The organism is Streptomyces sp. NPDC040718, assembly GCF_055593565.1.
This window is the reverse complement of the sequence record NZ_JBVIXO010000008.1, coordinates 289,591-315,668: the sequence shown is the minus strand read 5'-3', so window position 1 is coordinate 315,668 and position 26,078 is coordinate 289,591. Positions and strand designations below refer to the sequence as shown.

The window sequence follows — 26,078 nt, the reverse complement described above, 5'->3', positions numbered from 1 at the left end:
AGCGCGGAGTGGTTCTAGGCTCTTCCGTACCGCCGGTCGCGCAGTGCGGGGACGGGCACCGCACACGACGCACAGGAGCACCAGCGGTACTTGAGCGCCGCTCCCGAACGGGAGCGCCGCCGGGCAAGGAGGGCCGCATGACCGTACGGCGAGTAATGGGGATCGAAACGGAGTACGGGATCTCCGTTCCGGGGCACCCGAACGCCAATGCCATGCTCACCTCGTCCCAGATCGTCAACGCCTACGCGGCGGCGATGCACCGGGCGCGACGCGCCCGCTGGGATTTCGAGGAGGAGAATCCGCTGCGGGACGCCCGCGGCTTCGACCTCGCCCGCGAGGCCGCCGACAGCAGCCAGCTCACCGACGAGGACATCGGCCTCGCCAACGTCATCCTCACGAACGGCGCGCGCCTCTACGTCGACCACGCCCACCCCGAGTACAGCTCGCCCGAGGTCACCAACCCCCTCGACGCCGTGCTCTGGGACAAGGCCGGCGAGCGGATCATGGCCGAGGCCGCCGAGCGCGCCGCCCAGCTGCCCGGCGCCCAGCCGATCCACCTCTACAAGAACAACACCGACAACAAGGGCGCCTCCTACGGCACGCACGAGAACTACCTGATGAAGCGGGAGACCCCCTTCTCGGACATCGTGCGCCACCTGACCCCCTTCTTCGTCTCCCGCCAGGTCGTCACCGGTGCCGGCCGCGTCGGCATCGGCCAGGACGGCCGCGAGCACGGCTTCCAGATCAGCCAGCGGGCGGACTACTTCGAGGTCGAGGTCGGGCTGGAGACCACCCTCAAGCGCCCCATCATCAACACCCGCGACGAGCCCCACTCGGACGCCGAGAAGTACCGCCGCCTCCACGTGATCATCGGCGACGCGAACCTCTCCGAGATCTCCACGTACCTCAAGCTCGGCACGACCGCGCTCGTCCTGTCCATGATCGAGGACGGCTTCATCAACGTCGACCTCGCCGTGGACCAGCCCGTGCGCACCCTCCACCAGGTCTCCCACGACCCGGACCTCCAGCACCTCGTCACGCTGCGCAGCGGGCGCACGCTGACCGCCGTGCAGCTCCAGATGGAGTACTTCGAGCTGGCCAGGAAGTACGTGGACGAGCGCTTCGGGACGGACGCGGACGAGCAGACCAAGGACGTCCTGGGGCGCTGGGAGGACGTGCTCGGCCGGCTGGAGACCGACCCGATGAGCCTGGCGGGGGAGCTGGACTGGATCGCCAAGCGGGAGATCCTGGAGGGCTACCGCAGGCGCGACGGACTCGGCTGGGACGCGGCGCGCCTCCACCTGGTGGACCTCCAGTACTCGGACGTACGGCCCGAGAAGGGCCTGTACAACCGCCTGGTCGCCCGCGGCAAGATGAAGCGGCTGCTGGAGGAGCCGGCCGTGGAGCGGGCCGAGAGCAAGCCCCCGGAGGACACCCGGGCGTACTTCCGCGGCCGCTGCCTGGAGCAGTACGCGGACGACGTCGCGGCGGCCTCCTGGGACTCGGTGATCTTCGACCTCCCGGGCCGCGACTCCCTCCAGCGGGTCCCCACCCTGGAACCCCTGCGGGGGACCCGCAACCACGTCAAGGAGCTCCTGGACCGCTGCCGTACGGCGGAGGACCTGGTCCGGGTGCTTTCGGGGCAGTGAGGTGGCCTGAAAGGCCTCCGGCCCGGGAATCATGAAGGCACCCGGATGTTGTGAAAGTACGGGGACGAATGCCGGACCCTCCTTGTAGGGTCCGGCGTAGGGTCTGATCTTGAGAGGTCCCGAATCCCGGGGTCTCTCCGTGTGAGCGTGCGAACCGAGCGGGGTGAGGTAGACATGGCGACCAAGGACACCGGCGGCGGACAGCAGAAGGCCACTCGCTCGACCGAAGAGGTCGAGGAGCAGGCCGCGGAAGCGCAGTCCGACCTCAAGGAGCGGCAGGAGAAGCTCTCCGACGACGTCGACTCGGTCCTCGACGAAATCGATGATGTGCTCGAAGAGAACGCTGAGGATTTTGTTCGAAGCTTCGTTCAGAAGGGTGGCCAGTAAGCCCATCTCGCCTTCGAATTGAAGGCGAGTCTGGTGGGGTGGGGCCATGTCTGCGGAATCGAAGCTATGTCGTGGGTGTGGCCATCACCAGCCGCTCAGCTCGTTCGCAGCGAATCGGGCCACCAAGGACGGGCTGCAAGCCAGATGTCGTGAATGCGTGGCGACCTATGGAGCTGAGCGTTATCGGCGGCTCCAGGCAAAGAAGGGCAGGCGCGTTTGGGACGGGGCAGAGGTGCCACCTGGCTGGAAGCAGTGCCGATCCTGCGGTGAAGTCAAGCCGCACAGCGAGTGGCACAAGAATGCGACTGCCTCGGACGGCCTCGCCACCTGCTGCAAGCCGTGCAAGGCGGCTCGTGGACGAGCAGGTCATCTCAAGCGTTCCTACGGCATCACCGAAGATCAGCGCGACGAGATGACCGCTGCCCAGGGCGGGGTCTGCGTGATCTGCCGATCTGCTCCCGCCGAGCACGTGGATCACGATCATCAGACGGGTAAGGTCCGAGGCGTACTGTGCTTCAGCTGCAACGCAGCCCTGGGGCAGTTCAAGGATCGGCCGGACGTCATACGGCGTGCAGCCGCTTACGTGGAAGGAAACCTGTGGAACCCAACACTCGTAGCACAGGGCGTCTACCGGCAGCCTTCCTGACGCCGGGGTCGTCGTCCTTCATGGACTTCCTGGGCGCCCACGCGCCCGAGATGCTGCCGGGGAACCGGAAGCTCCCCGAGGGGATCGTCGAGGCGCCGCACGGGACGACCATCGTCGCCGCCACCTTCCCCGGCGGGGTCGTCCTCGCCGGTGACCGGCGGGCGACCATGGGGAACATGATCGCGCAGCGGGACATCGAGAAGGTGTTCCCGGCCGACGAGTACTCCGCGGTCGGCATCGCCGGTACGGCCGGCCTGGCCGTGGAGATGGTGAAGCTGTTCCAGCTGGAGCTGGAGCACTTCGAGAAGGTGGAGGGGGCGACCCTTTCGCTGGAGGGCAAGGCCAACCGGCTCTCGACCATGATCCGGAGCAATCTGGGCATGGCCATGCAAGGTCTGGCCGTGGTGCCGCTCTTCGCGGGCTACGACGAGGCCAAGGAGAAGGGCCGGATCTTCTCCTACGACGTGACCGGCGGCCGCTCCGAGGAGCACGGTTACGCCGCCACCGGCTCCGGTTCGATCTTCGCCCGGGGCTCCATGAAGAAGCTCTACCGCCCCGACCTGTCGGAGGAGCAGGCCACCACGCTGGTCGTGCAGGCGCTGTACGACGCCGCCGACGACGACTCGGCGACCGGCGGGCCGGACCTGTACCGCCACATCTACCCCATCGTCACCGTCATCACCGACGAGGGCTTCCGCCGGCTGGACGACGACGAGTCGCAGGAGCTCGCCCGCAAGGTGACGGACCGCCGGCTCCAGGAGCCCGACGGTCCGCGTGCCGCCCTGCTCTGACCAGTCCTCGTCTCGTCGCCCAGAAGAAAGGGACGGATAACCGGTGTCGACTCCGTTCTATGTGTCACCCCAGCAGGCCATGGCAGACCGGGCGGAATACGCCCGGAAGGGTATCGCCCGCGGCCGCAGCCTCGTCGTGCTGCAGTACGCCGACGGCATCGTGTTCGTCGGCGAGAACCCGTCCCGCGCGCTGCACAAGTTCAGCGAGATCTACGACCGGATCGGCTTCGCGGCCGCCGGCAAGTACAACGAGTACGAGAACCTGCGGATCGGCGGCGTGCGCTACGCCGATCTGCGCGGCTACACCTACGACCGTGACGACGTGACGGCGCGCGGTCTGGCGAACGTGTACGCGCAGACGCTCGGCACCATCTTCTCCTCGGCCGGCGAGAAGCCGTACGAGGTGGAGCTGGTGGTGGCCGAGGTCGGCGCGACGGCGGCCGGGGACCAGATCTACAGGCTGCCGCACGACGGCTCGATCGTGGACGAGCACGGCTCGGTCGCGGTCGGCGGCAACGCCGAGCAGATCAGCGCCTACCTCGACCAGCGGCACCAGGACGGGATGACCCTGCCCGACGCGCTGAAGCTGGCGGTGCAGGCACTGTCGAGCCAGGCGAACGGTGCGGACAAGGCCATTCCGGCGGAGCGGCTGGAGGTCGCGGTGCTGGACCGGACGCGGTCGCAGCAGCGCAAGTTCAAGCGGATCCGGGGCCGGCAGCTGGCGCGGCTGCTGGAGGCGGACGTTCCGGCGGCGGCCCAGGCGGACGCCGTGTCGAACGACGAGGTGTCGGAGGACGACTCCGAGTAGTCCGCGGTGCGTGGGCCCCGGTCCGCCCCCTCGGGGGCGGGCCGGGGCTTTCGCATGCCTAGAGCGCGGGGGCGGGGCCGGTGGAGTCGCGGACGGTGAGTTCGACCGGGATCTCGGGGGCGGTCCAGGGGGTGCCGTCGAGGACGGCGAGGAGGGCGGTCATGCCCTGTTCGCCGACGCGCTCGGCGGGCAGGGCGACGGTCGTGAGCTCGGGTTCGACGGCGGTGGCGAGGGCGAGGTCGTCGACGCCGGTGACGGAGAGGTCCTCGGGGACGCGCAGGCCCAGGCGGCGGGCGGCCTTGCAGACCCCGGCGGCGAGGATGTCGTCGTCGCAGACGACGGCGGTGGGCCGGTCCCGGGGGTCGGCCAGGGCGGTGCCGGCGACCTCGCGGGCGGCGTCGACGGTGAGCGCGGCGCGGGCGGTGCGCAGGGCGGCGTGGGGGCGCAGGAGGGCGGCGAGGGCCTCGGCGCGGATGTCGAAGGTCCAGGAGTCGACGTCGGCGGCGAGGTGGAGGAAGCGGCGGTGGCCGAGGGCGAGGAGGTGCTCGGTGACCTGGCGCATGCCGTCGGTGATGGCGAGGTTGACGTGGGCGGCGGCGCGGCCGGAGGTGGGGTCGCTGTCGAGCATGACGAGGGGGAGGCCGTCGCCGCCGAGGGCGTCGAGGGCGTCGGTGGCCATGGAGGAGGCGATGACGCCGTCGAGGGCGGCGCGGGCGGAGGCGAAGGGGTCCCGGGCGGGGCCGGTGCCTTCGGGGGAGGGGTAGAGGACCACGCCGAAGCCGTGCTCGGCGGCGACGCGGGCGGCGCCGGTGTAGACGCGGGCGAAGAACTCGTTGGTGAGGGCGGGGACGACGAGGAGGGCGGTGCGGGTGCTGCCGAGGCGGAGGTTGCGGGCGGCGAGGTTGGGGCGGTAGCCGAGGGTGGTGGCGGCTTCGCGGACGAGGGCGGCGGTGCGTTCGGAGACGCGGCCGCGCCATTTGTCGCCGAGGACGAGGGAGACGGTGGCCTGGGAGACCCCGGCGGCGGTGGCGACGTCGCGGCTGGTGGGTCTCGTCACAGGTGGCTCCCGAAATGCGAGGTGGGGCGGGTGCGGGTGGTTCGCCGGGTGGACCCCGGGTCTGCCGCCATGGTACGTATGACGTGTCTCGTTATACGTATTACCCCGGCTGGGTCCGGGCAGAAGGGGGCGGTCATGGCCGCGGGTTACGCGGAGCTGCTCAGGACCAGGTACGCCGCGAGGCTGCTGGCGGGCACGCTGATAGGCCGGCTGCCGAACGGCACGGCGGCGATCGCGATCGTCCTCTTCGTCCGGGACCAGGGCGGCAGCTACAGCCTGGCCGGCGCGCTGGCGGCCGTGTACGGGCTCGCCAACGCCGTCGGACAGCCCCTGCTGGGCCGGGCGGTGGACCTGTACGGGCAGCCGCGCGTGCAGCTGCCCGCGGCCCTGGTGTCGGCGGCGGGCATGGTCTGGCTGGCGCTGGCCGGTACGGACTCGGTGGCGTCCGCGTACGCGGCGATGGTGCTCTCCGGTCTGTTCACGCCGCCGCTGGAGGGCGGTCTGCGGGCGCTGTGGCCGGGGGTGCTCGGCGGCCGCGAGGAGCGGGTGCACGCGGCGTACGCGATGGACGCGGTGGCCCAGGAGGTCATGTACACGGTCGGGCCGCTGCTGGTGACGCTGTGCGTGTCGCTGTGGTCCCCGGCGGTGGCGCTGCTGGTGCTCAACGCTGTCGGCGTGCTGGGCGTGCTGTCGGTGGTGCTCTCCGAGCCCTCGCGGACCTGGCGTTCCGCGCCGCGCGAGGCGCACTGGCTGGGCGCGCTGCGCTCGCGCGGGCTGCTGGCGCTGCTGGGCGCGTTCTTCTTCGTCGGCATGGCGCTGGGCTCGATCGCGGTGGCCGCGGTGGCGTACGCCGACGAGCACGGCGGCCAGGCGGTGTACGGCTGGCTGATGGCGGCGCTGGGTCTGGGCGCGCTGGTCGGCGGTGTGCTCTACGGGGCCCGGCAGTGGGCGGGGGCGCCGGAGCGGCGGCTGCGGGTGCTGGTGGCGCTGCTGGCCGTGTGCTACCTGCCGCTGGTGCTGGACGTGGGGCCGGTGGCGATGACGGCGCTGTCGGCGCTGGCGGGCGTGTTCCTGGCGCCCTCGCTGGCGTGCGCGTTCATCGTGGTGGACCGGCACGCGCCGGCCGGCACGGTGACGGAGGCCTTCTCCTGGCTGGTGACGTTCTTCGGCGTCGGCGCGGCCATCGGCACGGCGGCGGCGGGTCCGGCGCTGGAAGCGGGGGGCACGGCGGCCGGTTTCGCGGTGGCCTGCGGTGGTGGAGCCGCGGCCCTGCTGGTGCTGATGCTGACTCAGCGGGCGCTTGCCGGGACGGGCCGCAGCCGTGCGGTGGCGGGGTCGGCGGAGGGCGCGGCGGAGGCCGTCGCCGAGCCGTTGATCAAAAACTGACCGGAACGCCGTTCTCGAACTCGGTTTCAGAAGAGTGCAGAAGGCGTAATGTTCAGTCATGGACCGCCGCATTTTCGGGCTGGAGAACGAGTACGGCGTCACGTGCACGTTCAGGGGACAGCGCCGACTGTCTCCTGACGAAGTGGCGCGCTACCTCTTCCGCCGTGTTGTGTCATGGGGCCGCAGCAGCAATGTCTTCCTGCGGAACGGCGCCCGCCTCTACCTCGACGTGGGTTCACATCCGGAATATGCAACACCCGAATGTGACAACCTGACCGAACTGGTCACTCACGACAAGGCGGGCGAGCGCATTCTCGAAGGCCTGCTCGTCGACGCCGAACGCCGCCTGCACGAGGAGGGAATCGCGGGCGACGTCTACCTCTTCAAGAACAACACCGACTCGGCGGGCAATTCGTACGGCTGCCACGAGAACTATCTCGTGGCGCGGCACGGAGAATTCTCCCGCCTGGCGGACATCCTGATCCCGTTCCTCGTCACGCGCCAGCTGATCTGCGGCGCGGGCAAGGTGCTGCAGACACCCAGGGGCGCGGTCTACTGCGTCAGCCAGCGGGCGGAGCACATCTGGGAGGGCGTCAGCTCCGCCACGACCCGCTCCCGGCCGATCATCAACACCCGCGACGAGCCGCACGCCGACGCGGAGCGCTACCGCAGGCTGCACGTCATCGTCGGCGACTCGAACATGTCCGAGACGACGATGCTGCTCAAGGTGGGCGCCACCGACCTCGTGCTGCGCATGATCGAGGCGGGCACGGTGATGCGGGACCTGACCCTGGAGAACCCGATCCGGGCGATCCGGGAGGTCAGCCACGACATCACGGGCCAGCGCAAGGTGCGCCTGGCCAGCGGCCGGGAGGCCTCGGCGCTGGAGATCCAGCGGGAGTACTTCGACAAGGCCCTCGACTTCGCCGACCGGCGGGGCATCAACACCGGCGTCGTGGCGCAGGTCCTGGAGCTGTGGGGCCGCACCCTGGAGGCCGTCGAGGCGCAGGACCTGGACCGGATCGGCACCGAGATCGACTGGGTGATGAAGTACCAGCTGATCGAGCGGTACCGGGCCAAGCACAACATGACGATGTCCAATCCGCGGGTCGCCCAGATAGACCTCGCGTACCACGACATCCACCGCCGCCGGGGCCTGTACTACCTGCTGGAGCGCAAGGGCCAGGCGGCGCGGGTGTGCAACGACCTGAAGATCTTCGAGGGCAAGTCGGTGCCCCCGCAGACCACCCGGGCCAGGCTGCGCGGCGACTTCATCCGCCGGGCGCAGGAGCAGCGGCGGGACTTCACGGTCGACTGGGTGCACCTGAAGCTCAATGACCAGGCGCAGCGCACGGTGCTGTGCAAGGACCCGTTCCGGTCGGTTGACGACCGGGTGGAGAAGCTCATCGCCGGTATGTGACGAAACGGCGCGTCAGGGGACCCCGTGCGCGGTGGCGTACGGGGTTCCCGCACGCCACCGCCTTGTCGCGCAGGGGTCAGCCCGTAGAGTGGGCCGCTACGACGGACCATTCCAGCGACCCTGAGGACCATTGTGCGACGCCGACTTGCTGCCGCGCTCATCGTGCCGGCTCTGATGCTCACCGCGGCCTGCGGAGGGGGCGACGACTCGAAGAAGGAGTCCTCGGCGTCCCCGTCGGCCAGTGCCGGCAAGACCGAGGTGCCGAAGCCGGTGGCGTCGGCCGACCCGATGCCGACGGTCGCCGGTGAGGCCGGCAAGAAGGCGGAGATCACCGTCCCCAAGGGCGAGCCGAGCGGCAAGTTCGTGGTGAACACCCTCAAGGAGGGCACCGGGCCGGAGATCAAGAAGGACGATCTCGTGGTCACCAAGTACACGGGCAAGGTCTGGAAGAGCGGCAAGGAGCTGTCCGGCTCGTACGACCCGGAGGGCCAGCCGCTGGTCGTCCCGGCGGGTTCGCCGCAGATCCTGCCGCTGTTCAGTGACGCGGTGCTGGGCAAGAAGGTCGGCAGCCGGGTGCTGGTCGTCGCCCCGCCGGCGGCGGCGTTCGGTGACCAGGGCCAGCCGCAGCTGGGTGTCGGCCCGAAGGACAACCTGGTCTTCGTCCTCGACGTGGACTCCGTGCTGCCGAAGAAGGCCGAGGGCACCCAGGCGCCGATCCCGTCCGACCTCCCGCAGGTGAAGGCCGACGAGGACAAGGCCGCGACGATCACGATCCCGAAGAACGACCCGCCGAAGGAGCTGGTCGACAAGGTCCTGATCGAGGGCAAGGGCCCGGAGGTCAAGAACGGCCAGACCGTCTACATGCAGTACAGCGGTGCGGCGTGGGCCCCGAACCAGGGCAAGGACGCGGCCAAGCTCTTCGACACCTCCTGGAAGACCGGCCAGCCGTTCTCGACGAAGATCGGCCAGGGTCAGGTCATCGAGGGCTGGGACAAGGGCCTCGTGGGCAAGAAGGTCGGCAGCCGCGTGCTGCTGGTGATTCCGCCGGAGCAGGCGTACAAGGACCAGGCCAAGGGTGAGGACCTGCCGGCCAACTCCACGCTCGTCTTCGTCGTGGACATCGTCGGAGCAGTGTAAGACTGTTCCGGTTGTACATCGTTTCGTACGTATGAGGAGCAGTTCCGTGCGCGAGCTCGAGAAGCCCGAGATCGACTTCCCCGACGGTCCGGTCCCGACCGACCTGGTCATCGAGGACATCTGGGAGGGCGACGGCCCGGTGGCCGAGGCCGGCAAGAAGGTCTCCGTCCACTACGTGGGCGTGGCCTTCTCCTCCGGTGAGGAGTTCGACGCCTCCTGGAACCGCGGCGCCCCGCTGCAGTTCATCCTGGGCATCGGCCAGGTCATCCCGGGCTGGGACCAGGGCGTCCAGGGCATGAAGGTCGGCGGCCGTCGCAAGCTGACGATCCCGGCCCACCTCGCCTACGGCGACCGCGGCGCCGGCGGCGCCATCAAGCCGGGCGAGACGCTGATCTTCGTCTGCGACCTGATGGGCGTCTGATCTCACCCGCTGTGATCACCGAGGGCCCCCGCCGTGAGGCGGGGGCCCTCGCTTTTGCCGGGGACCGCGGGGGCGGTACGGTCAACGGTCACGAGTGTGTGCCTAAGAGTGGGGGAAGGGCGTCGATGGCGATCGCCAAGGCCGAGCGGCTGATGAACCTGGCGCTGTGTCTGCTGGGGACGCGCCGTCCCCTCAGCAAGCGTGAGCTGCGCGGTTCCATCGAGGCCTACCTCGAAGCAGGGAACGACGAGTCCTTCAACCGGATGTTCGAGCGCGACAAGGACGATCTGCGCGAGCTCGGTCTGGTGATCGAGACCGTGGAGAACCTGGAGGGCGAGACCGGCTACCTGGCACGCCGGGACAGCAACCGGCTGCCGCCCGTCTCCCTCGACGCGGAGGAGGCCGCCGCCCTGGGGCTGGCGGCCAAGGTGTGGCAGCAGGCCCGGCTGGCCGGGGCGGCCAGCGGCGCGCTGCAGAAGCTCCGCGCGGGCGGGATGCCGGAGGCCGGCGATCCGTACGAGGGCCAGCACAGCGCCATCGAGCCGCGGATCCCCGTCCACGAGGCGGCCTTCGAGCCCCTGATGCTGGCCTGCCGCGACCGGCGGCCGGTGGTCTTCGAGTACCGCAAGTCCAACGCGGCGCGGCCCGAGCCCCGCCAGGTGGAGCCGTGGGCCCTGGAGTGCTGGCGTGGCCACTGGTACCTGGCCGGCTACGACCGCGACCGCGGGGCGGAGCGGGTCTTCCGGCTCTCCCGGATCACCGGAAAGGTCCGCTCCCGGGCCGGGAAGTACACCGCCGACGTGCCGGACGTGGTGACCGTGCGCGAGACCGTTGCCGCCTGGGCCGGTGAGGGCGCCGAGCGTTCTGCGCTGATCCGGCTGCGCTCGGGGGCGGGCTACCCGCTGCGGGCCAAGGCCACCGCCGTGCGCGAGGGCGGCGACGGCTGGGACGAGCTGGAGATCCCGTACGGGCACGGGCTGGACGCCTGGCTCGTGGAGTTCGGCCCGGACGTGGTCGTGGTGGGGCCGGCCGACCTGCGCGCCGACGTGGTGGACCGGCTGCGCGCCGTCGCCCAGGGCCCGGCCTGATCCGAGCGACACGGCCCGACCCGAACAACAACAGCAGCAACGCCCTGAGGGGGAGACGTAGCAGCATGGCCGCCAACGCCATCGACCAGACCCGCCGGATGCTGTCCCTGGTGACCTACCTGCGGGAGCGCCCGGGCGCGCACGTCGCGGACGTCGCCCGCGCCTTCGGGATCTCCGAGGACGAGCTGATCTCGGACCTCGACGTGCTGCCCATGTGCGGCACCAGCTTCCGCGGCGGGGACCTGCTCGACATCGACACCGACGGCGACCGCATCTGGTGGCACAACGCCGACGCCTCGGGGGAGTCCACCGCCGAGCCGCTGCGGCTCGCCGCCGACGAGGCGACCTCCCTGCTGGTCGCCGCCCGGGCGGTCGCGACCCTGCCGGGGCTGCGCGAGAGCGACCGGGACGCGCTGCTGCGGGCCACCGCCAAGCTGGAGGCAGCCGCCGGCGAGGCCGCCGGGGCCAGCTCCCGGCTGTCGGTGACCTTCGAGTCCGAGGGCGGGGTCTTCGCGGACGTCGACCGGGCCATCTCCGAGCGGCGCCGGCTCTGGCTTCGCTACTACTCGCCCGCCCGCGACGAGCTCACCGAGCGCACCGTCGACCCGATCCGGCTCTTCGCGGTCGGGCACACGTACCTGGAGGGGTGGTGCCACCTCTCCGAGGCCCGGCGCACCTTCCGGCTCGACCGGGTCGCCGAGATCCGGCTCCTCGACGAGCGGGCCGAGCCGCCCGCCATCGAGCCCCGGGACCTGTCCGTGGGCCTGGTGCAGCCGGCCGCCGAGGACCCTGAGGTGGTGGTCGAGGTGGGCCCCGGCGGGCGCTGGGTCGCCGAGTACTACCCGCACGACAGCGCCGAGGAGCTGGCCGACGGCGGGCTGCGGATCACGCTGCGCAGCCCCGACCCGGCCTCGCTGCGCAGGCTCGCGCTGCGCCTGGGCCGCGACGGGCGGATCGTGTCGCCGCCGGAGCTGGCGGAGAGCGCCCGGAAGGCCGCTGGAGAAGCACTCGCGGGGTACGGGGAACAGGTCTAGAGGGAGCGGGGAGCGATGTCGCGTTCAGCAGGTCTCGTACCGGTCACGTTCAAGGCCGCCTGTCCCGAGTGCCGGGCGCGCTTCGAGCTCGCGGCGGACGCGCTGCGCCTGGCCATCGGCGGCAGCCGGCGCGCCACGTTCTACTCCTTCACCTGCCCCGAGTGCGCGGCGGCGGTCCGCAAACCGGCCGGTGAGCGCATCGTGGAGCTGCTGACGGGCGGGGGAGTGAGCACCCTGCGCAGCGTGTGAGGGCGGGGCGCTAGGCTCTTGGCATGCTGTGGCCGATGCTCGCGATCGCCCTGGGATTCCTCGGGCTCGCCGTCCTGTCCGTCCTCGCCCTGCGGGTCTTCCTGGAGGTGCGGCGGCTGTCCGGGCAGGTCGCGCTGGCCAGCCGCCGGATCACCGAGGCCTCGGGCGACCTGGAACGGGCCGCCGCCGACCTCGCCCGGGCCGGGCGGGCGGCGGCCCCGTAGCGGTGGCGCCACGAGCATGTGGTCCTCTGGATATGGAAACCGTGGAGCCGGACCCGTACCGTCGGTGCGGCAGGCAATCGTGGAGACCCCCGGGGATTGCCGGGCGTTAACCCGCGGGGGTTACGATCCATGTCGGAGCGGTACCGGATCTTTGTCCGGTATCGCCAGGCCACCACAAACCAGCCGTTTCGGTGAGTAAGGAAGACACACATGATCGGCAATCTGAAGCCCCTTGAGATCCTTCTGATCATCGCTGTCATCGTTCTGCTGTTCGGCGCCAAGAAGCTCCCCGAGATGGCCCGCTCGCTCGGCAAGTCGGCCCGCATCCTCAAGAGCGAGGCCAAGGCGATGAAGAAGGACGGCGAGGCCGAGGCCGACGCCGCCGCTCCCGCCGACCAGGCCGCGCAGCAGCCCGTCGCCCCGCGCACCATCCAGGCCGCGCCCGGTGACGTCACCAGCGCCCGGCCCGTGAACGAGACGAACCGCACCACCCAGGGCTGACGCGCGGCGGTCGCCCGTCACGACAGTCATCTGCAACGAGACAAGGGACGTGGGTTGCTCAAGTCTGCCCGCAAGCAGGAGAAACGAGACCGGCAGGCGAAGGACGCCGAAGGGCGGATGCCGCTGGTCGAGCACCTGCGTGAGCTGAGGAACCGGCTGCTGAAGTCGGTTCTGGCGATCATCGTGGTCACGGTCGTCGCGGCCTACTTCTACCGGCCGATCATCGACTTCCTGCTGGAGCCGATGCTGTCGTCCGTGGGCTGCACCAACGGCGCCACGCACCAGCGCAACGGCGCCCCCTGCGCCGAGATGACCACCAACGGCCTGACCGCGCCCTTCTCCATCGCGCTGAAGGTCGGCCTGTCCGCCGGCATCGTGCTGTCCGCCCCGGTCTGGCTCTACCAGCTGTGGGCGTTCGCCGCCCCCGGCCTGCACCGCAACGAGAAGAAGTACGCGCTGAGCTTCGTCGCCGTCGGCGCGCCGCTCTTCATCGCCGGCGCGGTACTCGCGTACAAGATCCTGCCGCAGACGGCGGAGATCCTCCTCGGCTTCACCCCCGACCACGTCAAGAACCTGCTCCCGGTCGACGACTACCTCGACCTGGTCACGCGCATGGTCGTGGTCTTCGGCCTCGCCTTCGAGCTGCCGCTGATGCTGGTGCTGCTGAACTTCACCGGAGTCCTCACCGCGAAGCGGCTGGGCAGCTGGTGGCGCGCCATGGTGCTCGGCATCACGGTCTTCGCCGCGTTCGCGACGCCCACCGGTGACCCGGTGACCATGCTGACGCTGGCCTCCCCGATCGTGGCCCTGTACTTCGTCGCCCTGGGCATCTGTCTGCTGAACGACCGCAGGCGCAAGCGCAACGACCCCGACGCCGGCCTCGACGACGACGAGGCCTCCGAGCTGGACCTGACCCCCGCCCCGATCGGCGCGACCGGAGCGGCCCCGTCCGCTTCTGCGCTGCCCGGTCAGGACGACGGCGGACGCCGCCAGATCAACGGTTACGACGACGCCACCTGACAGGTAGGTTCCGGTGGGTGAGCGCTGAGATCACCCTCTTCGTCAATCCCACCGCGGGACGCGGCCGGGGCGCGCACGCCGCGCAGCCGGCCGCTTCCGCGCTCCGGGCCGCCGGCTTCTCCGTACGGACCGTCGTCGGCACCGACGCCGCCGACGCCCTGGCCCGGCTGCGCGCCGCCGTCCGCGAGGGCACCGGAGCGGTGATCGCGGTGGGCGGCGACGGGATGGTCTCCCTCGCCCTCCAGGCCCTGGCCGGGACGCTGGTCCCGCTGGGGGTGGTCGCGGTCGGCACCGGCAATGACTTCGCCCGCTCGCTCGGACTGCCCGTGCGCGACCCCGCCGGGGCCGGCCGGCTGGCCGCCGAGGCCCTCAAGGAGAGCCGGATCCGGGAGATCGACCTCGGCCGGGCGGCCGGCAGCTGGTACGGCACCGTGCTGTGCTCCGGCTTCGACTCGCGGGTCAACGACCGCGGCAACCGGACCCGGCTGCCGCTGGGCCGCTTCAAGTACGACCTGGCCATCGCCCTGGAGCTGGCCGCCTTCCGGCCCTTCCCGTACCGGATCACCCTCGACGACGGCCCGGTCATCGAGACCGAGGCCACCCTCGTCGCCGTCGGCAACGGCTCCTCGTACGGCGGCGGGATGCGCATATGCGCCGACGCCGTGCCCGACGACGGGCTCTTCGACGTCACCGTGGTCGGCGACTGCGGGCGCGCCACCCTGCTCAAGGTGTTCCCGCAGGTCTACAAGGGGACGCACCTGTCCCACCCCAAGGTCACCGTCCACCGCGCCGCCAAGGTCACCCTCGAAGCCCCGGACCTCACCGCCTACGCCGACGGGGAGCCGCTGGGCCCGCTCCCGGTGACCGCCGAGTGCGTCCCCGGGGCGGTCCGGCTCCTCACATAAATGATCGCGACTGTTGTCAGAGGCGGCGGGTAGGCTCGAAGACAAGATGACCGAAGAACTCTCACCCGCCGAGCGGTACGCCGCTGCCCGGATCCGCGCCGCCGAAGAGGCCTCCGCCCTGGCCCCCTTCCGCGAGATGTACGAATTCGACCTGGACCCGTACCAGATCGAGGCCTGTAAGGCACTGGAGGCCGGCAAGGGCGTCCTGGTGGCCGCCCCGACCGGCTCGGGCAAGACCATCGTGGGCGAGTTCGCCGTGCACCTCGCCCTCCAGCAGGGCCGCAAGTGCTTCTACACGACGCCCATCAAGGCCCTGTCCAACCAGAAGTACGCCGACCTCGTCAAGCGCTACGGCGCCGCCAAGGTGGGCCTGCTGACCGGTGACAACAGCGTCAACGGCGACGCCCCCGTGGTCGTGATGACCACCGAGGTGCTCCGCAACATGCTCTACGCGGGCTCCCAGGCGCTCAGCGGCCTCGGCTACGTCGTGATGGACGAGGTGCACTACCTCTCCGACCGGTTCCGCGGCGCCGTCTGGGAGGAAGTGATCATCCACCTCCCCGAGTCGGTGACCCTCGTCTCGCTGTCCGCGACCGTCTCCAACGCCGAGGAGTTCGGCGACTGGCTCGACACCGTCCGCGGCGACACCGAGGTCATCGTCTCCGAGGAGCGGCCCGTACCGCTGTGGCAGCACGTGATGGCCGGCCGGCGGGTCTACGACCTCTTCGAGGAGGAGTCCGACCACGGCGGCCGCGGCTCCGCCCGCCGCGAGGTCAACCCCGACCTGCTGCGCATGGCCCGCGAGGAGAACAGCCGCGGCTACAGCCCCAAGGACCGGCGGCGCGGCAAGATGGTCCGCGAGGCCGACCGCGAGCGCGAGCGCCGCTCCCGCAGCCGGATCTGGACGCCGGGCCGCCCCGAGGTCATCGCCCGCCTGGACAGCGACAACCTGCTGCCCGCCATCAACTTCATCTTCAGCCGGGCCGGATGCGAGGCCGCCGTCCAGCAGTGCCTGTACGCGGGCCTGCGGCTCAACGACGACACCGCGCGCCTGAAGGTCCGTGAGATCGTCGAGGAGCGGACCGCCTCCATCCCCGCCGAGGACCTGCACGTCCTGGGCTACTACGAGTGGCTCGAAGGCCTGGAGCGGGGCATCGCCGCGCACCACGCGGGCATGCTGCCCACCTTCAAGGAAGTCGTCGAGGAGCTGTTCGTACGCGGCCTCGTCAAGGCCGTCTTCGCCACCGAGACCCTCGCCCTCGGCATCAACATGCCCGCGCGCACGGTCATCCTGGAGAAGCTCGTCAAGTGGAACGGCGAGCAGCACGCCGACATCACCCCCGGCGAGTACACGCAGCTCACCGGCCGGGCCGGGCGGCGCGGCATCGACGTCGAGGGCCACGCGGTGGTGCTGTGGCAGCGCGGCATGGACCCGGTGCAGCTCGCCGGGCTCGCCGGCACCCGCACCTATCCGCTGCGCTCCAGCTTCAAGCCCTCGTACAACATGGCCGTCAACCTGGTCTCCCAGTTCGGCCGGCACCGCTCCCGCGAACTGCTGGAGACCTCCTTCGCGCAGTTCCAGGCCGACCGCTCGGTCGTCGGGATCTCCCGGCAGGTCCAGCGCAACGAGGAGGGCCTGGACGGCTACCGCGAGGGCATGACCTGCCACCTCGGGGACTTCGAGGAGTACGCGCGGCTGCGCCGCGACCTCAAGGACCGCGAGACCGACCTCGCCAAGCAGGGCGCGGCCCAGCGCCGGGCACAGGCGGCCGGTTCGCTGGAGAAGCTCAAGCCGGGCGACGTCATCCACGTGCCGACGGGCAAGTTCGCCGGGCTCGCGCTGGTCCTGGACCCGGGCGTGCCGGGCGGACGGAGCAACGGGCACCGCGGGTACGAGTACCACGAGGGCCCGCGCCCGCTGGTGCTCACCGCCGAGCGGCAGGTCAAGCGGCTCGCCGCGATCGACTTCCCGGTCCCGGTCGAGCCCATCGACCGGATGAGGATCCCCAAGACCTTCAACGCCCGTTCCCCGCAGTCCCGCAGGGACCTGGCGACGGCGCTGCGCAACAAGGCCGGCCACATCGACCCGAAGCGGCACCGGCCGGGCCGGGCCGCCGCGGCCGACGACCGCGAGATCGCCCGGCTGCGCGCCGAACTCCGCGCCCACCCCTGCCACGGCTGCGACGAGCGCGAGGACCACGCCCGCTGGGCGGAGCGCTACCACCGGCTCAAGCGGGACACGCAGCAGCTGGAGCGGCGCATCGAGGGCCGGACGAACACCATCGCCCGCACCTTCGACCGGATCCACGCGCTGCTCACCGAGCTGGACTACCTGCGCGAGGACGAGGTCACCGTGCACGGCAAGCGGCTGGCCCGGCTCTACGGCGAGCTGGACCTGCTGGCCTCGGAGTGCCTGCGCGAGGGCGTCTGGGAGGGGCTGAACCCCGCCGAACTGGCCGCCTGCGTCTCGGCGTTGGTCTTCGAGGCGCGGCAGTCCGACGACGCGGCCCCGCCCAAGGTGCCGAACGGCGCGGCGAAGGCGGCGCTGGGCGAGATGGTCCGCATCTGGGGCCGGCTCGACGCGCTGGAGGAGGAGCACCGCATCAACCAGGCGGAGGGCGTGGGCCAGCGCGAGCCGGACCTCGGCTTCGCGTGGGCGGCCTACCAGTGGGCCTCCGACAAGAGCCTGGACGAGGTGCTGCGCGAGGCGGAGATGCCGGCCGGCGACTTCGTGCGCTGGTGCAAGCAGGTCATCGACGTCCTCGGGCAGATCGCGCAGGCGGCCCCCGCCTCGACGGCCCCGCCCTCCTCGGCGGGCGGGAGCACGGTGGCGCGCAACGCCCGCAAGGCCGTCGACGCCCTGCTGCGGGGTGTGGTGGCCTACAGCTCGGTCGGATAGGCGCGTTCGGGGCTTCGTCCGAAGCCCGCTCCCGCCGGGGCCGAACCGGCCCGGGACCGGGCGGGCCGGCCCTGCGCAAACAACCTGGTCTTCGGCCTGATCGAGGGCGTCATGCTGGTCCGCCGCCGCGATCCGGAGCGGCCGGTCGCGGCCTTCGCGGAGGCCGCGGCCGACGCGGCCCTGCGGATCGCGGGGCTCACGCCGCCGGGCCGGCCTCCCAGCCCGCCCGGTCCTCCCACGCCTGGAGGGTGAGCCCGGTCTCCAGCCGGTGCCGGGTGCCGGTGACCGGGTCGGTGAAGGCCAGGGTCCGGGCCAGCAGCTGGAGCGGGCGCCGGTAGTCCGCCGGATCCGCCGCCTCAGCGACCACCGGGTAGACGGGATCGCCCAGGATGGGCAGGCCCAGGGAGTTCATGTGCACCCGCAGCTGGTGGGTGCGCCCGGTGTGCGGGGTCAGCCGGTAGCGGCCCAGCCCGCCCCGGACCTCCGCGAGTTCGACCAGGCTCTCGGCGTTCGGCTCGGCGCCGGGCACCTCGACCGCCGCCATCACCCCGCGGGTCTTCTCGATGTGGCTGCGGACCAGCCGGGGCAGCTCCAGCGACGGGTCGTGGGGCGCGAGGGCCTCGTACTCCTTGCGCACCCGGCGCTCCTGGAACAGCAGCTGGTAGGCGCCGCGGTCCTCGGGCCGGATGCTGAACATGACCAGCCCGGCCGTCATCCGGTCCAGGCGGTGCGCGGGGCTCAGCGCCGGCAGGTCCAGCTCCCGGCGCAGCCGGGCCAGGGCGGTCTCGGTGACGTGGCTGCCGCGCGGGGTGGTCGCCAGGAAGTGCGGCTTGTCCACCACCAGGAGGTGCCGGTCGCGGTGGACCACGCCGATCGGGAAGGGTACGGGCGGCTCGGGCGGCATGTCCCGGTGGAACCAGAGCCAGCCGCCCGGCTCGTACGGGTCCTCGTGCCGCAGCACCCGTCCGCCCTCGCCCAGCACCCGGCCGTCGGCGAGGAGGCGGGCCATGGACTCGGAGCCGCGCGTGCCTGCGTAACGCTCGGTCAGGTAGGCGCCGAGCGTCGGCCACCGGCCCTCGTGGTCGGGGGGCAGGCGCATCCGCACCGGGTCGATGCCGGCCTGCTGGGGGAGGGGTGCGGGCGGGATGTGGGATCTGCGGGTCATCGGGACCAGGGTAGGCGGCTACTTCTGGGTGAAGGTGCCGAGGTGGTTCTGGTCGAGGTACTCGACGCGGACCGTGCCGTCGGAGAAGAACACCCCGGTACGGCCGACGGCGTTCTCGCCGGCGGTCTCGAAGCTGAAGGTGTCGCCGTCGTAGTGGGTCAGGGGGAAGCGCATCGGCTTCGGCCCGAGGGAGAGGACCAGGCCCTTGCCGGAGGGGTCGGCGGTGACGGTGAGGGGGCCGTAGTACGGGTTCTCGTACGTGCCGGTGTAGACGCTGTCGTCGCGGGCGGGCTTCGCGCCGGCCGGGGGGTGGGCGTAGTCGGTGTCGGACCGGACCGCGTCGTCCAGCTGCCGGTACGCGCCGGCGATGATCGCCATCCAGTCGGCGGTCGGCTTGCCGTGCTCGGCGATGTCGAAGAAGTCCAGGGCGACGGAGTCCGCCAGGCCGACGGGCGAGCCGTTGGTCAGGACGACGATGCCGAGGCGCTCCAGCGGGACCATCGTGACGTTGGTGTTGGCGCCGAGCTCGAAGCCCCCGGAGTGGCTCAGGCGCAGCCGGCCGGCGTCGTCGTAGTTGACGTTCCAGCCGAGCCCGTAGAACTGCGGGGTGCCGCGCGGGGTCTGGGCCTGGGAGACGATCTCGGGGACCCGGGTGCGGGCGAGGGTGTCGGCGGGGATGACGCGCTTCCCGTCGAGGGTGCCGGTGTTCAGCTGGAGCCGCAGCCAACGGGCCATGTCGCGGGCGGTGGAGCTGGCCCCGCCGGCCGGGGTCTGGGCGTCGGCGTCGCGGACGTAGCGGGGGCTCCAGGTGCCGTCGGGGTTCTTCACGTGGCCGGAGGCCCGGTCCGGGGCCTTGGCGTAGGCGGAGAACTCGGTACTGGTGCGGGTCATCCCGGCGGGCCTGAAGAGGGTGTCCTCGCTGAGCTTCTGCCAGCTGACGCCGTGGTCGCGGGCGACGGCCTCGGCGGCGGCGGTGAACCCGAAGTTGGTGTACGCGTAGCTCGCGCGGAAGGGGGTCAGCGGCTCCTCGCGGAGGTGGCCGAGGATGTACGCCTGGTCGTAGCCGAGGTCCTCCAGGAGGTCACCGGCGTGGTCGGGGAGCCCGCTGCGGTGCGAGAGCAGGTCGGCGGGGGTGACGTGCGAGGTGACCCAGGGGTCCTTGAGGGCGAAGCCGGGGAGGGTGCCGGCGATGGGCTCGTCCCAGGCCTCGGGGGAGGTCAGGGTCCCGGCGATGACGGTGGACGTGACCGGCTTGGAGACGGAGGCCAGCTGGAACACGGTGTCGGGGCCGACCTTGGCGGTGTCGCCGGTGCGGCGGAGACCGAAGCCCTTGAGGTAGACCACCTCGTCGTCGTGGACGACGGCCACGGAGACGCCGGGGACGCCGGTGCGGCGCATGCCGTCGGCGATGGTGGCGTCGAGCCGGGCGATCGCGGCGGCGACGGCGGCGTCGGTGAGGCGGGGCGCGGGGGGTGGCGGTGGAGTGGGCCCCGGCGGCGCGGCCCCTGCCGCGGTGGCCGCGGAGACCAGCAGCACCGCGGCCCCGGCGAGTCCGGCCGCGCGGAGCGTACGCATGGGGCCATTGTCCGCCCTGCGCCCGCGGCGCGCCGCTCGGGAGCGGGTGGGTGTGCCGCTGCGCGGGCTGCTCCCCGCCCCGCCCTTCGCCCGTTCCCCCGGGGCTGTGCCCCCGGACCCCCTGGGGGGCTCCGCCCCCAGACCCTCCCCGCCCCGAACGCCGGCGAGGCTGGATTTCGCCGGCCGGGCCGACCCCGCGCAGCGGCCGAGCCTCAGGCGGCGGCCGGGGTGGGGACGTCCTGTTCGGCTTCGACGGCGGCGTTCCAGTCGCGCTTGATCGCGCGCCAGCCCTCGTCCGTCTCGCCGAGGCGCCAGTACCCGGAGATCGACAGCCGCTCGCGCGCCACGCCCCGGTCCAGGCGGAGGTGCCGGCGGAGTTCCTTCACGAAGCCCGCCTCGCCGTGGACGAAGGCGTGCACGTCCGAGGACGGGAAGTGCAGGGAGGTGACCGCTTCGACCAGGGCCGCGCCCACCGGGCGGTCGCCGCGGTGCAGCCACACCGGGGTGATGCCGTCCGGGGTGCGGACGTCCTGTTCGTCCGCCGGGCCGTCGATCTCGATGAAGGCGTGCACCCGCGCGCCCCGCGGCATCCGCTCCATCGACGCCGCGATCGCCGGCAGCGCGCTCTCGTCGCCGGCGAGGAGGTGCCAGCCCGCCAGGGGGTCCGGGGCGTAGCCGCCGCCGGGGCCGAGGAAGTGGACGAGTTCGCCGGGCCGGACGCGGGCCGCCCAGGGGCCGGCCAGGCCCTCGTCCCCGTGGACCACGAAGTCGAGGGTCAGTTCCAGGCGGGCCGGGTCCCAGGCCCGGACGGTGTACGCGCGCTGGCGGGGCCAGGCCTCGCGGTGGTGCGTCGCGCGGATGACGTCCATGTCCCACGGCTCGGCGTACCGCACGCCCTCGGGTGCGAAGAGGAGTTTCACGTAGTGGTCCGAATGCGCGCCCGCGCCGAAGCCGGCCAGCCCGTCGCCGCCCAGCACGAGGCGGACCATGTGCGGCGTCAGCCGTTCGGTGCTCACGACGACTGCGGTGCCGACGGTGCGGGCGCGTCCTTCTGCCACGGTGTCTCCCCTTACGACTTACGAAGCTTAGGATTACCTAACCTAGCATCTCATGGGCGCAGCGCGCTGCTCAGACGTGACACCGCTCCTCCCAGACCCCACCGACGGGCGAGCGCGTCGACCATTTCGGGACGGGCGGGGAACTGGGGCAGGGCCGGGTCGAAGGCGGGCAGCGGGACGTCCGAGGCCACCTGGACGACCTTGGGGGCGACGGCGAGGTACGGACGGGACTCGTCCAGGCGCTTGCGCTGGGTGGGGGTCAGCTTCGACTTCGGGTCGCCGACCGCCGCGACGATCCCGGCCAGGTCCCCGTACGCGTCCAGCAGCTTGGCCGCCGTCTTCTCGCCGATGCCCGGCACGCCCGGCAGGCCGTCGCTCGGGTCGCCGCGCAGCAGCGCGAGGTCCGCGTACCCGGGGCCGTCCACCCCGTACTTCTCGCGCAGCCACGCCTCGTCGGTCACCTGGAGCGTCCCCACGCCCTTGAGCGGGTACAGCACGCGGCGCTGCCGGGCGTCGTCCACCAGCTGGTAGAGGTCCCGGTCGCCGGTGACGATGTCCACCGGGCCGGTGGCCCTGGCGGTGAGGGTTCCGATCACGTCGTCCGCCTCGTACCCGGCGACCCCCACCCGGGCGATGCCGAACGCGTCCAGCGCCGCCTCGATGATCGGCACCTGCGGGGCCAGGGTGTCCGGGGTCTCCTCCACGTCCGGGCCGGTCTCCGTCTCCTCCGCGACCCGGTGCGCCTTGTAGGACGGGATCAGCTCCACCCGCCAGTGCGGCCGCCAGTCGGCGTCCATGCAGGCCACCAGGTCGTCCGGGCGGTGGTCCTGCACCAGCCGCCCGATGAAGTCGAGGAGCCCGCGCACGGCGTTGACAGGAGTGCCGTCGGGGGCCTTCACGGAGTCCGGCACGCCGAAGTAGGCGCGGTAGTAGAGGGAGGCGGTGTCCAGGAGCATCAGGCGTCGTGTCGTCACGCAGACGATGATGCCGCACCGCCGACGGCACGCCCGGGTCACCCCGGGTGACCTGATCGTCACTCAAACAGTTCGCCCGGCGCGCGCGTTCGCGCACCCTCGCGGAGGGTGTGGATCACCGGCAGGGCGCTCCGCCCGTCCGGCCGTGCCCGTCCCCGTCCTGTGAGGGTGCCGCATGCCCCGTCGCGGAGTCGCCCGCGTCCTCGTCGCGAGCACCGTGCTGTCCCTGCTCCACGCCGGCTCCGCCGCGGCCCGCGAGGGGGCCCCGGATCCGGCCGCCGGCCCCGCCGCGGCCCGGCTGAGTCCCGGCGAGCTGCGCGAGCGGGTCCGCCGGGAGGTGTCGCCGGCGGAGTCGCGCGGCCTGGGCCCCGAGCTCGCCGAGGCGCACGCCCGTACCCGCCTCGCGATGCGCGACGAGGCCGACCGCCCGGACGCCGCAAGGGCCGCCCGCCTCAAGTCGCTGACCGAGTCCCAGGCCAGGGCGAACGCGGGCTTCCGCCCCGCGGTGTACGGCGCGTTCACGGAGTACTTCGACTCCCCGGACTTCGGCGCGCACACCGCCCTGCTCCCCACCGGCAAGGTGCTGCTGTTCTCCTTCGAGCACACCGGCGCCGGCCGGGCCTTCCTGTGGGACCCCGCGAAGGGCACCGGGGCCGGTTCGTTCACGAAGGTCACCCCGCCCCCGACCGCCCTGTTCTTCCGCACCGGCCACTCCCTGCTGCCCAGCGGCCGCCTGGGCGTCTTCGGCGGCACCGCCGACGGCGGGCTCTCGCTGGTCTTCGACCCCTGGACCGAGACCTGGAGCCGCGAGCAGGAGACGGCCACCGCCCGCCGGACGCCCTTCCCGGGCGGGGCCGGGCCGCTGTGGGGGACCAGGGCCCCGGCGATGGAACGCTTCCCCGTGCTCGGGCACCCCCTCGCGGCCGCCGGCCCCTCGTACGCGCCCGCCGCGGGCCGCCCCGGCGACAACACCGTCCTGATGCCCGACGGGACCCTGCTCACCGCGAGCGGCGCCTACGACATCCACGACTACGCGAGCGGCCTGCTCACCCCCGCCCCCGATCTGAGGTTCCGCCAGCTGGAGCTGCGCGACACCAAGGGCGGCTGGCGGCTCGGCCCGGTGCAGCGGCTGCCGCGCGGCCACCACGCCGGCGCCCTGCTCCTGCCCGACGGCCGCGTCGTGATCACCGGTGACGAACTCCAGCAGACCGCCCACGACGCGGACCTCCGCGACGACATGCACGGCACCATCGAGATCTACGAGCCCGCCTACCTGCACCAGGGGCCCCGGCCCCGGCTCGACGAGGTGCCGGCCGCACCCCTCGCTCCCGGCGACCGCTTCCTGGTGCGCACCGGCACCCCGGACCGGGTACGGCGGGCCGTGCTGCTGGCCCCGTCGGGCGCCCCGCACACCGCCGGCACCGGAGCCGGCCGCAGGCAGGTCGAACTGCGCATCGAGCGGCGGGAGGGCGGACTCCTCACCCTCCAGGCCCCGCCCGCGTCCGCGGCCCCCGGCCACCACATGCTCTTCCTCCTCGACGCGAAGGGCGTGCCCAGCGTCGCGCGCTGGGTCCGGCTGACCTGAGCCGGCCGCCCCCGCACCCCCGCCTCCTCCGCCCCACACCCAGGAGACCCGATGGACGACGCGCAGCCCCTCACCCCCGCCCGCAGAACCGTCATCCGGGCCGGGGCGGCGGCCGCCGCCGCGCTGGCCGTGTGCCCGTACGCCGCCGGAGCGGCGAGCGCGGCGACAGCGGCGACGCCGGGTACGGCGGGGACGGCTGCCGGGCCCGCCCCTGCCGCCGCCGAGTCCGCCGCCCTGCCCCTGCGCGCCGACCGCACCATCCAGGGCGACGTCCTCGCGGGCTCCCGCAAGGACCACGCCTGTCTGCTGCTCCTGCACTTCCACGACGCCGAGCGGGCCCGGACCTGGCTGGGCCGGCTGCTGCCGGACATCTCGACCACCGAGGAGATGGCCCGCTTCAACGCCGCCTTCAGCGCGGCCCGGCTCAAGGCGGGCGGCGCCGACCCGGCCGGGCTCTCCGCCCAGTGGACCGGCCTGTCCCTGACCCACGCCGGGCTGAGCCTGCTCGCCGGGCGCGATCCCTTCCCGGCCCTGCCCGCCGGCAGCACCGCCGAGGCGTTCGCGCAGGGCCCCGCCGAGCGCGCGGAGGCGCTCGGCGACACCGGCGACAGCGCCCCGCACACCTGGCTGTTCGGCGCCGAGGAGCCCGAGCGCGCCGTGCACGCCGTACTCAGCCTCTCCGCGGACGACCCGGCCCGGCTCGCCGCCGCGGTCGCCCGCCACAAGAAGGCCCTCGGCCCGGCTGGCGGCGAGGTCGTCTTCCGGCAGAACGCGGGCAAGCTCCCCGGGGCGCTGAAGGGGCACGAGCACTTCGGCTTCTCCGACGGCATCAGCCAGCCCGGCGTGCGCGGCTTCCACGCCCCAGACCCGGCCGACGCGACCACCGTGAAGGGCAAGCCCGGCACCCGGCTCGTGCCGCCCGGGGAGTTCCTCGTGGGGCAGGAGAAGGTCGGGCGCCGGCCCGCCGGACTGCCCGCATGGGCCACCGGCGGCTCCTTCCAGGTGGTCCGCCGGCTCGCCCAGGACGTACCCGGCTGGTGGGCCCAGGCCCGGGAGCGGCTGGCCGACCTGAAGAAGGCCGGGGCCGCGCCGCCGGAGGCCACCGAGACCTGGGTCGCCGCCCGCCTCGTCGGCCGCTGGCCCGGAGGCACCCCCATCGCGGGCTGCCCGCTCGCCGAGCAGCCCGCCCCTCTCGGCACCGACCCGGACGCCGCCCTCAAGTACGCGGGCGACCCCGACGGCTGGCACACCCCGCTGTTCGCCCACATCCGCAAGGGCAACCCGCGCGACGGCCTCGTCCTCACCCCCGGCCGGCCGCCGCTGGCCGCCGCCGAACTCGACGGACGGCGGATCATCCGGCGCGGCATCCCGTACGGCCCCGCCTACGACTTCGACCGGCCCGCCCACGAGCAGGAGGCCCCGCGCGGCCTGGTCTTCGTCGGCTACCAGGCAGACCTGGTGCAGCAGTTCGAGTTCCTCACCAAGCGGTGGATCAACGACCTCGACTTCCCGCCCGCCCGCAACCCCCGCGTCGGAGCGGATCCGGTCCTGGGCCCGGAATCGCCCGTCACCTTCGAGGCCGAGTCCGCGACCGGCAGCCGCGCCACCACCCTGGGCTTCGGCCGGTTCGTCCGCACCGAGGGCGCCCTCTACGCCTTCACGCCCTCGCTGCCCACCCTGCGCGCCCTGGCCGAAGGCAGGCTCGACCGCTCCGTCGAGGTCCACGGCGGCACCGTCCTGCGCGCCGGCGACGTCCTGGACGCGGGGGCCGTGCGGCTGTCCCTCCAGGCCGACGGGGACCTCGTCCTGCTCGACTCCGGCGGCAACCGGCTGTGGAACGCGGGCACCGGGGGGAAGGGGAAGGAGGCCGTGTTCTCCGCCGACGGCGACCTGACCGTGCGCGCCGCCGACGGGTCGAACCTGTGGAGCAGCGGCACCGCCGGCCACCCGGGAGCCCGGCTGCTGGTCCGTCCGGCCGGTGACATGGTGATCCTCGCCGGTGACCGTGCGCTGTGGCGCGAGGGCGGGGGCCACGTAGGGTGACGGGGGACCCACGGGAATCCGCCGGGTCGAGGCCCGGAGGGCTCTTGCGCGCGAAT

General features: G+C 72.4%; 24 protein-coding genes. 19 read left to right on the top strand and 5 right to left on the bottom strand.

Going from position 1 to position 26,078, the window contains the following annotated elements; all coding sequences use genetic code 11:
• Positions 1–137 precede the first annotated feature (137 nt).
• From dop to prcA, 5 genes are all read left to right on the top strand, one after another.
• A complete protein-coding gene (gene dop, locus ACZ597_RS22170; RefSeq protein WP_471332693.1) occupies positions 138–1,649 on the top strand; it encodes a depupylase/deamidase Dop in 1,512 nt (503 codons plus the stop codon).
• Between the two features lie 174 nt (positions 1,650–1,823).
• On the top strand, positions 1,824–2,036 hold the full coding sequence (locus tag ACZ597_RS22165; protein ID WP_042803062.1) for a ubiquitin-like protein Pup: 213 nt from the start codon (positions 1,824–1,826) through the stop codon (positions 2,034–2,036).
• Positions 2,037–2,082: 46 nt separating this feature from the next.
• Complete coding sequence (locus ACZ597_RS22160; protein ID WP_471332689.1) at positions 2,083–2,682, top strand: endonuclease VII domain-containing protein; 600 nt, start codon at positions 2,083–2,085, stop codon at positions 2,680–2,682.
• The gene (gene prcB, locus ACZ597_RS22155; RefSeq protein WP_471332686.1) at positions 2,634–3,473 is read left to right on the top strand and encodes a proteasome subunit beta; all 840 of its coding nucleotides are present in this window, start codon (positions 2,634–2,636) and stop codon (positions 3,471–3,473) included. The genes ACZ597_RS22160 and prcB overlap by 49 nt, the downstream gene beginning before the upstream one ends.
• Before the next feature lie 43 nt (positions 3,474–3,516).
• Positions 3,517–4,281 carry a proteasome subunit alpha gene (prcA, locus tag ACZ597_RS22150; RefSeq protein WP_471332683.1) on the top strand — a complete coding sequence of 255 codons (765 nt, stop codon included), beginning with the start codon at positions 3,517–3,519 and terminating at the stop codon, positions 4,279–4,281.
• A gap of 58 nt (positions 4,282–4,339) precedes the next feature.
• Here prcA and ACZ597_RS22145 read toward each other — a convergent pair whose 3' ends face one another.
• Positions 4,340–5,338 (bottom strand): LacI family DNA-binding transcriptional regulator, encoded by a 999-nt coding sequence (locus ACZ597_RS22145; protein ID WP_471332680.1) that lies wholly within the window; start codon positions 5,336–5,338, stop codon positions 4,340–4,342.
• Positions 5,339–5,473: 135 nt separating this feature from the next.
• Here ACZ597_RS22145 and ACZ597_RS22140 point away from each other — a divergent pair, with 135 nt between their 5' ends.
• From ACZ597_RS22140 to ACZ597_RS22085, 12 genes are all read left to right on the top strand, one after another.
• Positions 5,474–6,724: an MFS transporter gene (locus tag ACZ597_RS22140; RefSeq protein ID WP_471332677.1), complete on the top strand. Its 1,251-nt coding sequence runs from the start codon at positions 5,474–5,476 to the stop codon at positions 6,722–6,724.
• Between the two features lie 58 nt (positions 6,725–6,782).
• Positions 6,783–8,144 (top strand): Pup--protein ligase, encoded by a 1,362-nt coding sequence (pafA, locus tag ACZ597_RS22135; RefSeq protein WP_007263177.1) that lies wholly within the window; start codon positions 6,783–6,785, stop codon positions 8,142–8,144.
• 132 nt (positions 8,145–8,276) lie between these two features.
• On the top strand, positions 8,277–9,281 hold the full coding sequence (locus ACZ597_RS22130) for an FKBP-type peptidyl-prolyl cis-trans isomerase (protein WP_471332675.1): 1,005 nt from the start codon (positions 8,277–8,279) through the stop codon (positions 9,279–9,281).
• Between the two features lie 46 nt (positions 9,282–9,327).
• Positions 9,328–9,702, top strand: a complete 375-nt coding sequence (locus ACZ597_RS22125; RefSeq protein ID WP_471332672.1) for an FKBP-type peptidyl-prolyl cis-trans isomerase — start codon at positions 9,328–9,330, stop codon at positions 9,700–9,702.
• 125 nt (positions 9,703–9,827) lie between these two features.
• Positions 9,828–10,790 carry a helix-turn-helix transcriptional regulator gene (locus ACZ597_RS22120; RefSeq protein ID WP_471332669.1) on the top strand — a complete coding sequence of 321 codons (963 nt, stop codon included), beginning with the start codon at positions 9,828–9,830 and terminating at the stop codon, positions 10,788–10,790.
• Positions 10,791–10,855: 65 nt separating this feature from the next.
• The gene (locus ACZ597_RS22115) at positions 10,856–11,824 is read left to right on the top strand and encodes a helix-turn-helix transcriptional regulator (RefSeq protein WP_471332666.1); all 969 of its coding nucleotides are present in this window, start codon (positions 10,856–10,858) and stop codon (positions 11,822–11,824) included.
• A 15-nt stretch (positions 11,825–11,839) separates the two neighbouring features.
• Positions 11,840–12,073, top strand: coding sequence for a CpXC domain-containing protein (locus ACZ597_RS22110; protein WP_007263172.1), 234 nt, complete (start codon positions 11,840–11,842; stop codon positions 12,071–12,073).
• A 23-nt stretch (positions 12,074–12,096) separates the two neighbouring features.
• Positions 12,097–12,297, top strand: coding sequence for a hypothetical protein (locus ACZ597_RS22105; RefSeq protein WP_362472120.1), 201 nt, complete (start codon positions 12,097–12,099; stop codon positions 12,295–12,297).
• Between the two features lie 210 nt (positions 12,298–12,507).
• On the top strand, positions 12,508–12,798 hold the full coding sequence (gene tatA, locus ACZ597_RS22100; RefSeq protein WP_471332663.1) for a Sec-independent protein translocase subunit TatA: 291 nt from the start codon (positions 12,508–12,510) through the stop codon (positions 12,796–12,798).
• Between the two features lie 54 nt (positions 12,799–12,852).
• Complete coding sequence (tatC, locus tag ACZ597_RS22095; RefSeq protein ID WP_471332660.1) at positions 12,853–13,818, top strand: twin-arginine translocase subunit TatC; 966 nt, start codon at positions 12,853–12,855, stop codon at positions 13,816–13,818.
• A gap of 17 nt (positions 13,819–13,835) precedes the next feature.
• Positions 13,836–14,723 carry a diacylglycerol kinase gene (locus tag ACZ597_RS22090; RefSeq protein WP_471332658.1) on the top strand — a complete coding sequence of 296 codons (888 nt, stop codon included), beginning with the start codon at positions 13,836–13,838 and terminating at the stop codon, positions 14,721–14,723.
• Between the two features lie 46 nt (positions 14,724–14,769).
• Positions 14,770–17,622, top strand: coding sequence for a DEAD/DEAH box helicase (locus ACZ597_RS22085; protein WP_471332656.1), 2,853 nt, complete (start codon positions 14,770–14,772; stop codon positions 17,620–17,622).
• Between the two features lie 196 nt (positions 17,623–17,818).
• On the opposite strand, the gene ACZ597_RS22080 is transcribed toward ACZ597_RS22085, so the two are convergent.
• The 4 genes from ACZ597_RS22080 to ACZ597_RS22065 form a co-directional block, all read right to left on the bottom strand.
• The gene (locus ACZ597_RS22080; RefSeq protein WP_471332654.1) at positions 17,819–18,787 is read right to left on the bottom strand and encodes a pseudouridine synthase; all 969 of its coding nucleotides are present in this window, start codon (positions 18,785–18,787) and stop codon (positions 17,819–17,821) included.
• Between the two features lie 18 nt (positions 18,788–18,805).
• Entirely contained in the window at positions 18,806–20,362 is a 1,557-nt protein-coding gene (locus ACZ597_RS22075) for a serine hydrolase (protein ID WP_471332652.1), read from the bottom strand.
• Between the two features lie 212 nt (positions 20,363–20,574).
• Positions 20,575–21,420: a siderophore-interacting protein gene (locus ACZ597_RS22070; protein WP_471332650.1), complete on the bottom strand. Its 846-nt coding sequence runs from the start codon at positions 21,418–21,420 to the stop codon at positions 20,575–20,577.
• Positions 21,421–21,470: 50 nt separating this feature from the next.
• Entirely contained in the window at positions 21,471–22,376 is a 906-nt protein-coding gene (locus ACZ597_RS22065) for a 5'-3' exonuclease (protein ID WP_471332751.1), read from the bottom strand.
• Between the two features lie 193 nt (positions 22,377–22,569).
• Between ACZ597_RS22065 and ACZ597_RS22060 the strand changes: the two genes are divergently transcribed.
• Together ACZ597_RS22060 and ACZ597_RS22055 are read left to right on the top strand one after the other, a co-directional pair.
• On the top strand, positions 22,570–23,979 hold the full coding sequence (locus ACZ597_RS22060) for a galactose oxidase-like domain-containing protein (RefSeq protein WP_471332648.1): 1,410 nt from the start codon (positions 22,570–22,572) through the stop codon (positions 23,977–23,979).
• 51 nt (positions 23,980–24,030) lie between these two features.
• A complete protein-coding gene (locus ACZ597_RS22055; RefSeq protein ID WP_471332647.1) occupies positions 24,031–26,022 on the top strand; it encodes a Dyp-type peroxidase in 1,992 nt (663 codons plus the stop codon).
• The last annotated feature ends 56 nt before the right edge of the window (positions 26,023–26,078 follow it).

Coding starts and splice junctions, on each gene's coding strand:
- dop (WP_471332693.1), top strand. CDS start 138: ATGACCGTACGGCGAGTAATGGGGATCGAAACGGAGTACGGGATCTCC.
- ACZ597_RS22165 (WP_042803062.1), top strand. CDS start 1,824: ATGGCGACCAAGGACACCGGCGGCGGACAGCAGAAGGCCACTCGCTCG.
- ACZ597_RS22160 (WP_471332689.1), top strand. CDS start 2,083: ATGTCTGCGGAATCGAAGCTATGTCGTGGGTGTGGCCATCACCAGCCG.
- ACZ597_RS22140 (WP_471332677.1), top strand. CDS start 5,474: ATGGCCGCGGGTTACGCGGAGCTGCTCAGGACCAGGTACGCCGCGAGG.
- pafA (WP_007263177.1), top strand. CDS start 6,783: ATGGACCGCCGCATTTTCGGGCTGGAGAACGAGTACGGCGTCACGTGC.
- ACZ597_RS22120 (WP_471332669.1), top strand. CDS start 9,828: ATGGCGATCGCCAAGGCCGAGCGGCTGATGAACCTGGCGCTGTGTCTG.
- ACZ597_RS22115 (WP_471332666.1), top strand. CDS start 10,856: ATGGCCGCCAACGCCATCGACCAGACCCGCCGGATGCTGTCCCTGGTG.
- ACZ597_RS22110 (WP_007263172.1), top strand. CDS start 11,840: ATGTCGCGTTCAGCAGGTCTCGTACCGGTCACGTTCAAGGCCGCCTGT.
- ACZ597_RS22105 (WP_362472120.1), top strand. CDS start 12,097: ATGCTGTGGCCGATGCTCGCGATCGCCCTGGGATTCCTCGGGCTCGCC.
- tatA (WP_471332663.1), top strand. CDS start 12,508: ATGATCGGCAATCTGAAGCCCCTTGAGATCCTTCTGATCATCGCTGTC.
- ACZ597_RS22085 (WP_471332656.1), top strand. CDS start 14,770: ATGACCGAAGAACTCTCACCCGCCGAGCGGTACGCCGCTGCCCGGATC.
- ACZ597_RS22080 (WP_471332654.1), bottom strand. CDS start 18,787: ATGACCCGCAGATCCCACATCCCGCCCGCACCCCTCCCCCAGCAGGCC.
- ACZ597_RS22075 (WP_471332652.1), bottom strand. CDS start 20,362: ATGCGTACGCTCCGCGCGGCCGGACTCGCCGGGGCCGCGGTGCTGCTG.
- ACZ597_RS22065 (WP_471332751.1), bottom strand. CDS start 22,376: ATGCTCCTGGACACCGCCTCCCTCTACTACCGCGCCTACTTCGGCGTG.
- ACZ597_RS22060 (WP_471332648.1), top strand. CDS start 22,570: ATGCCCCGTCGCGGAGTCGCCCGCGTCCTCGTCGCGAGCACCGTGCTG.
- ACZ597_RS22055 (WP_471332647.1), top strand. CDS start 24,031: ATGGACGACGCGCAGCCCCTCACCCCCGCCCGCAGAACCGTCATCCGG.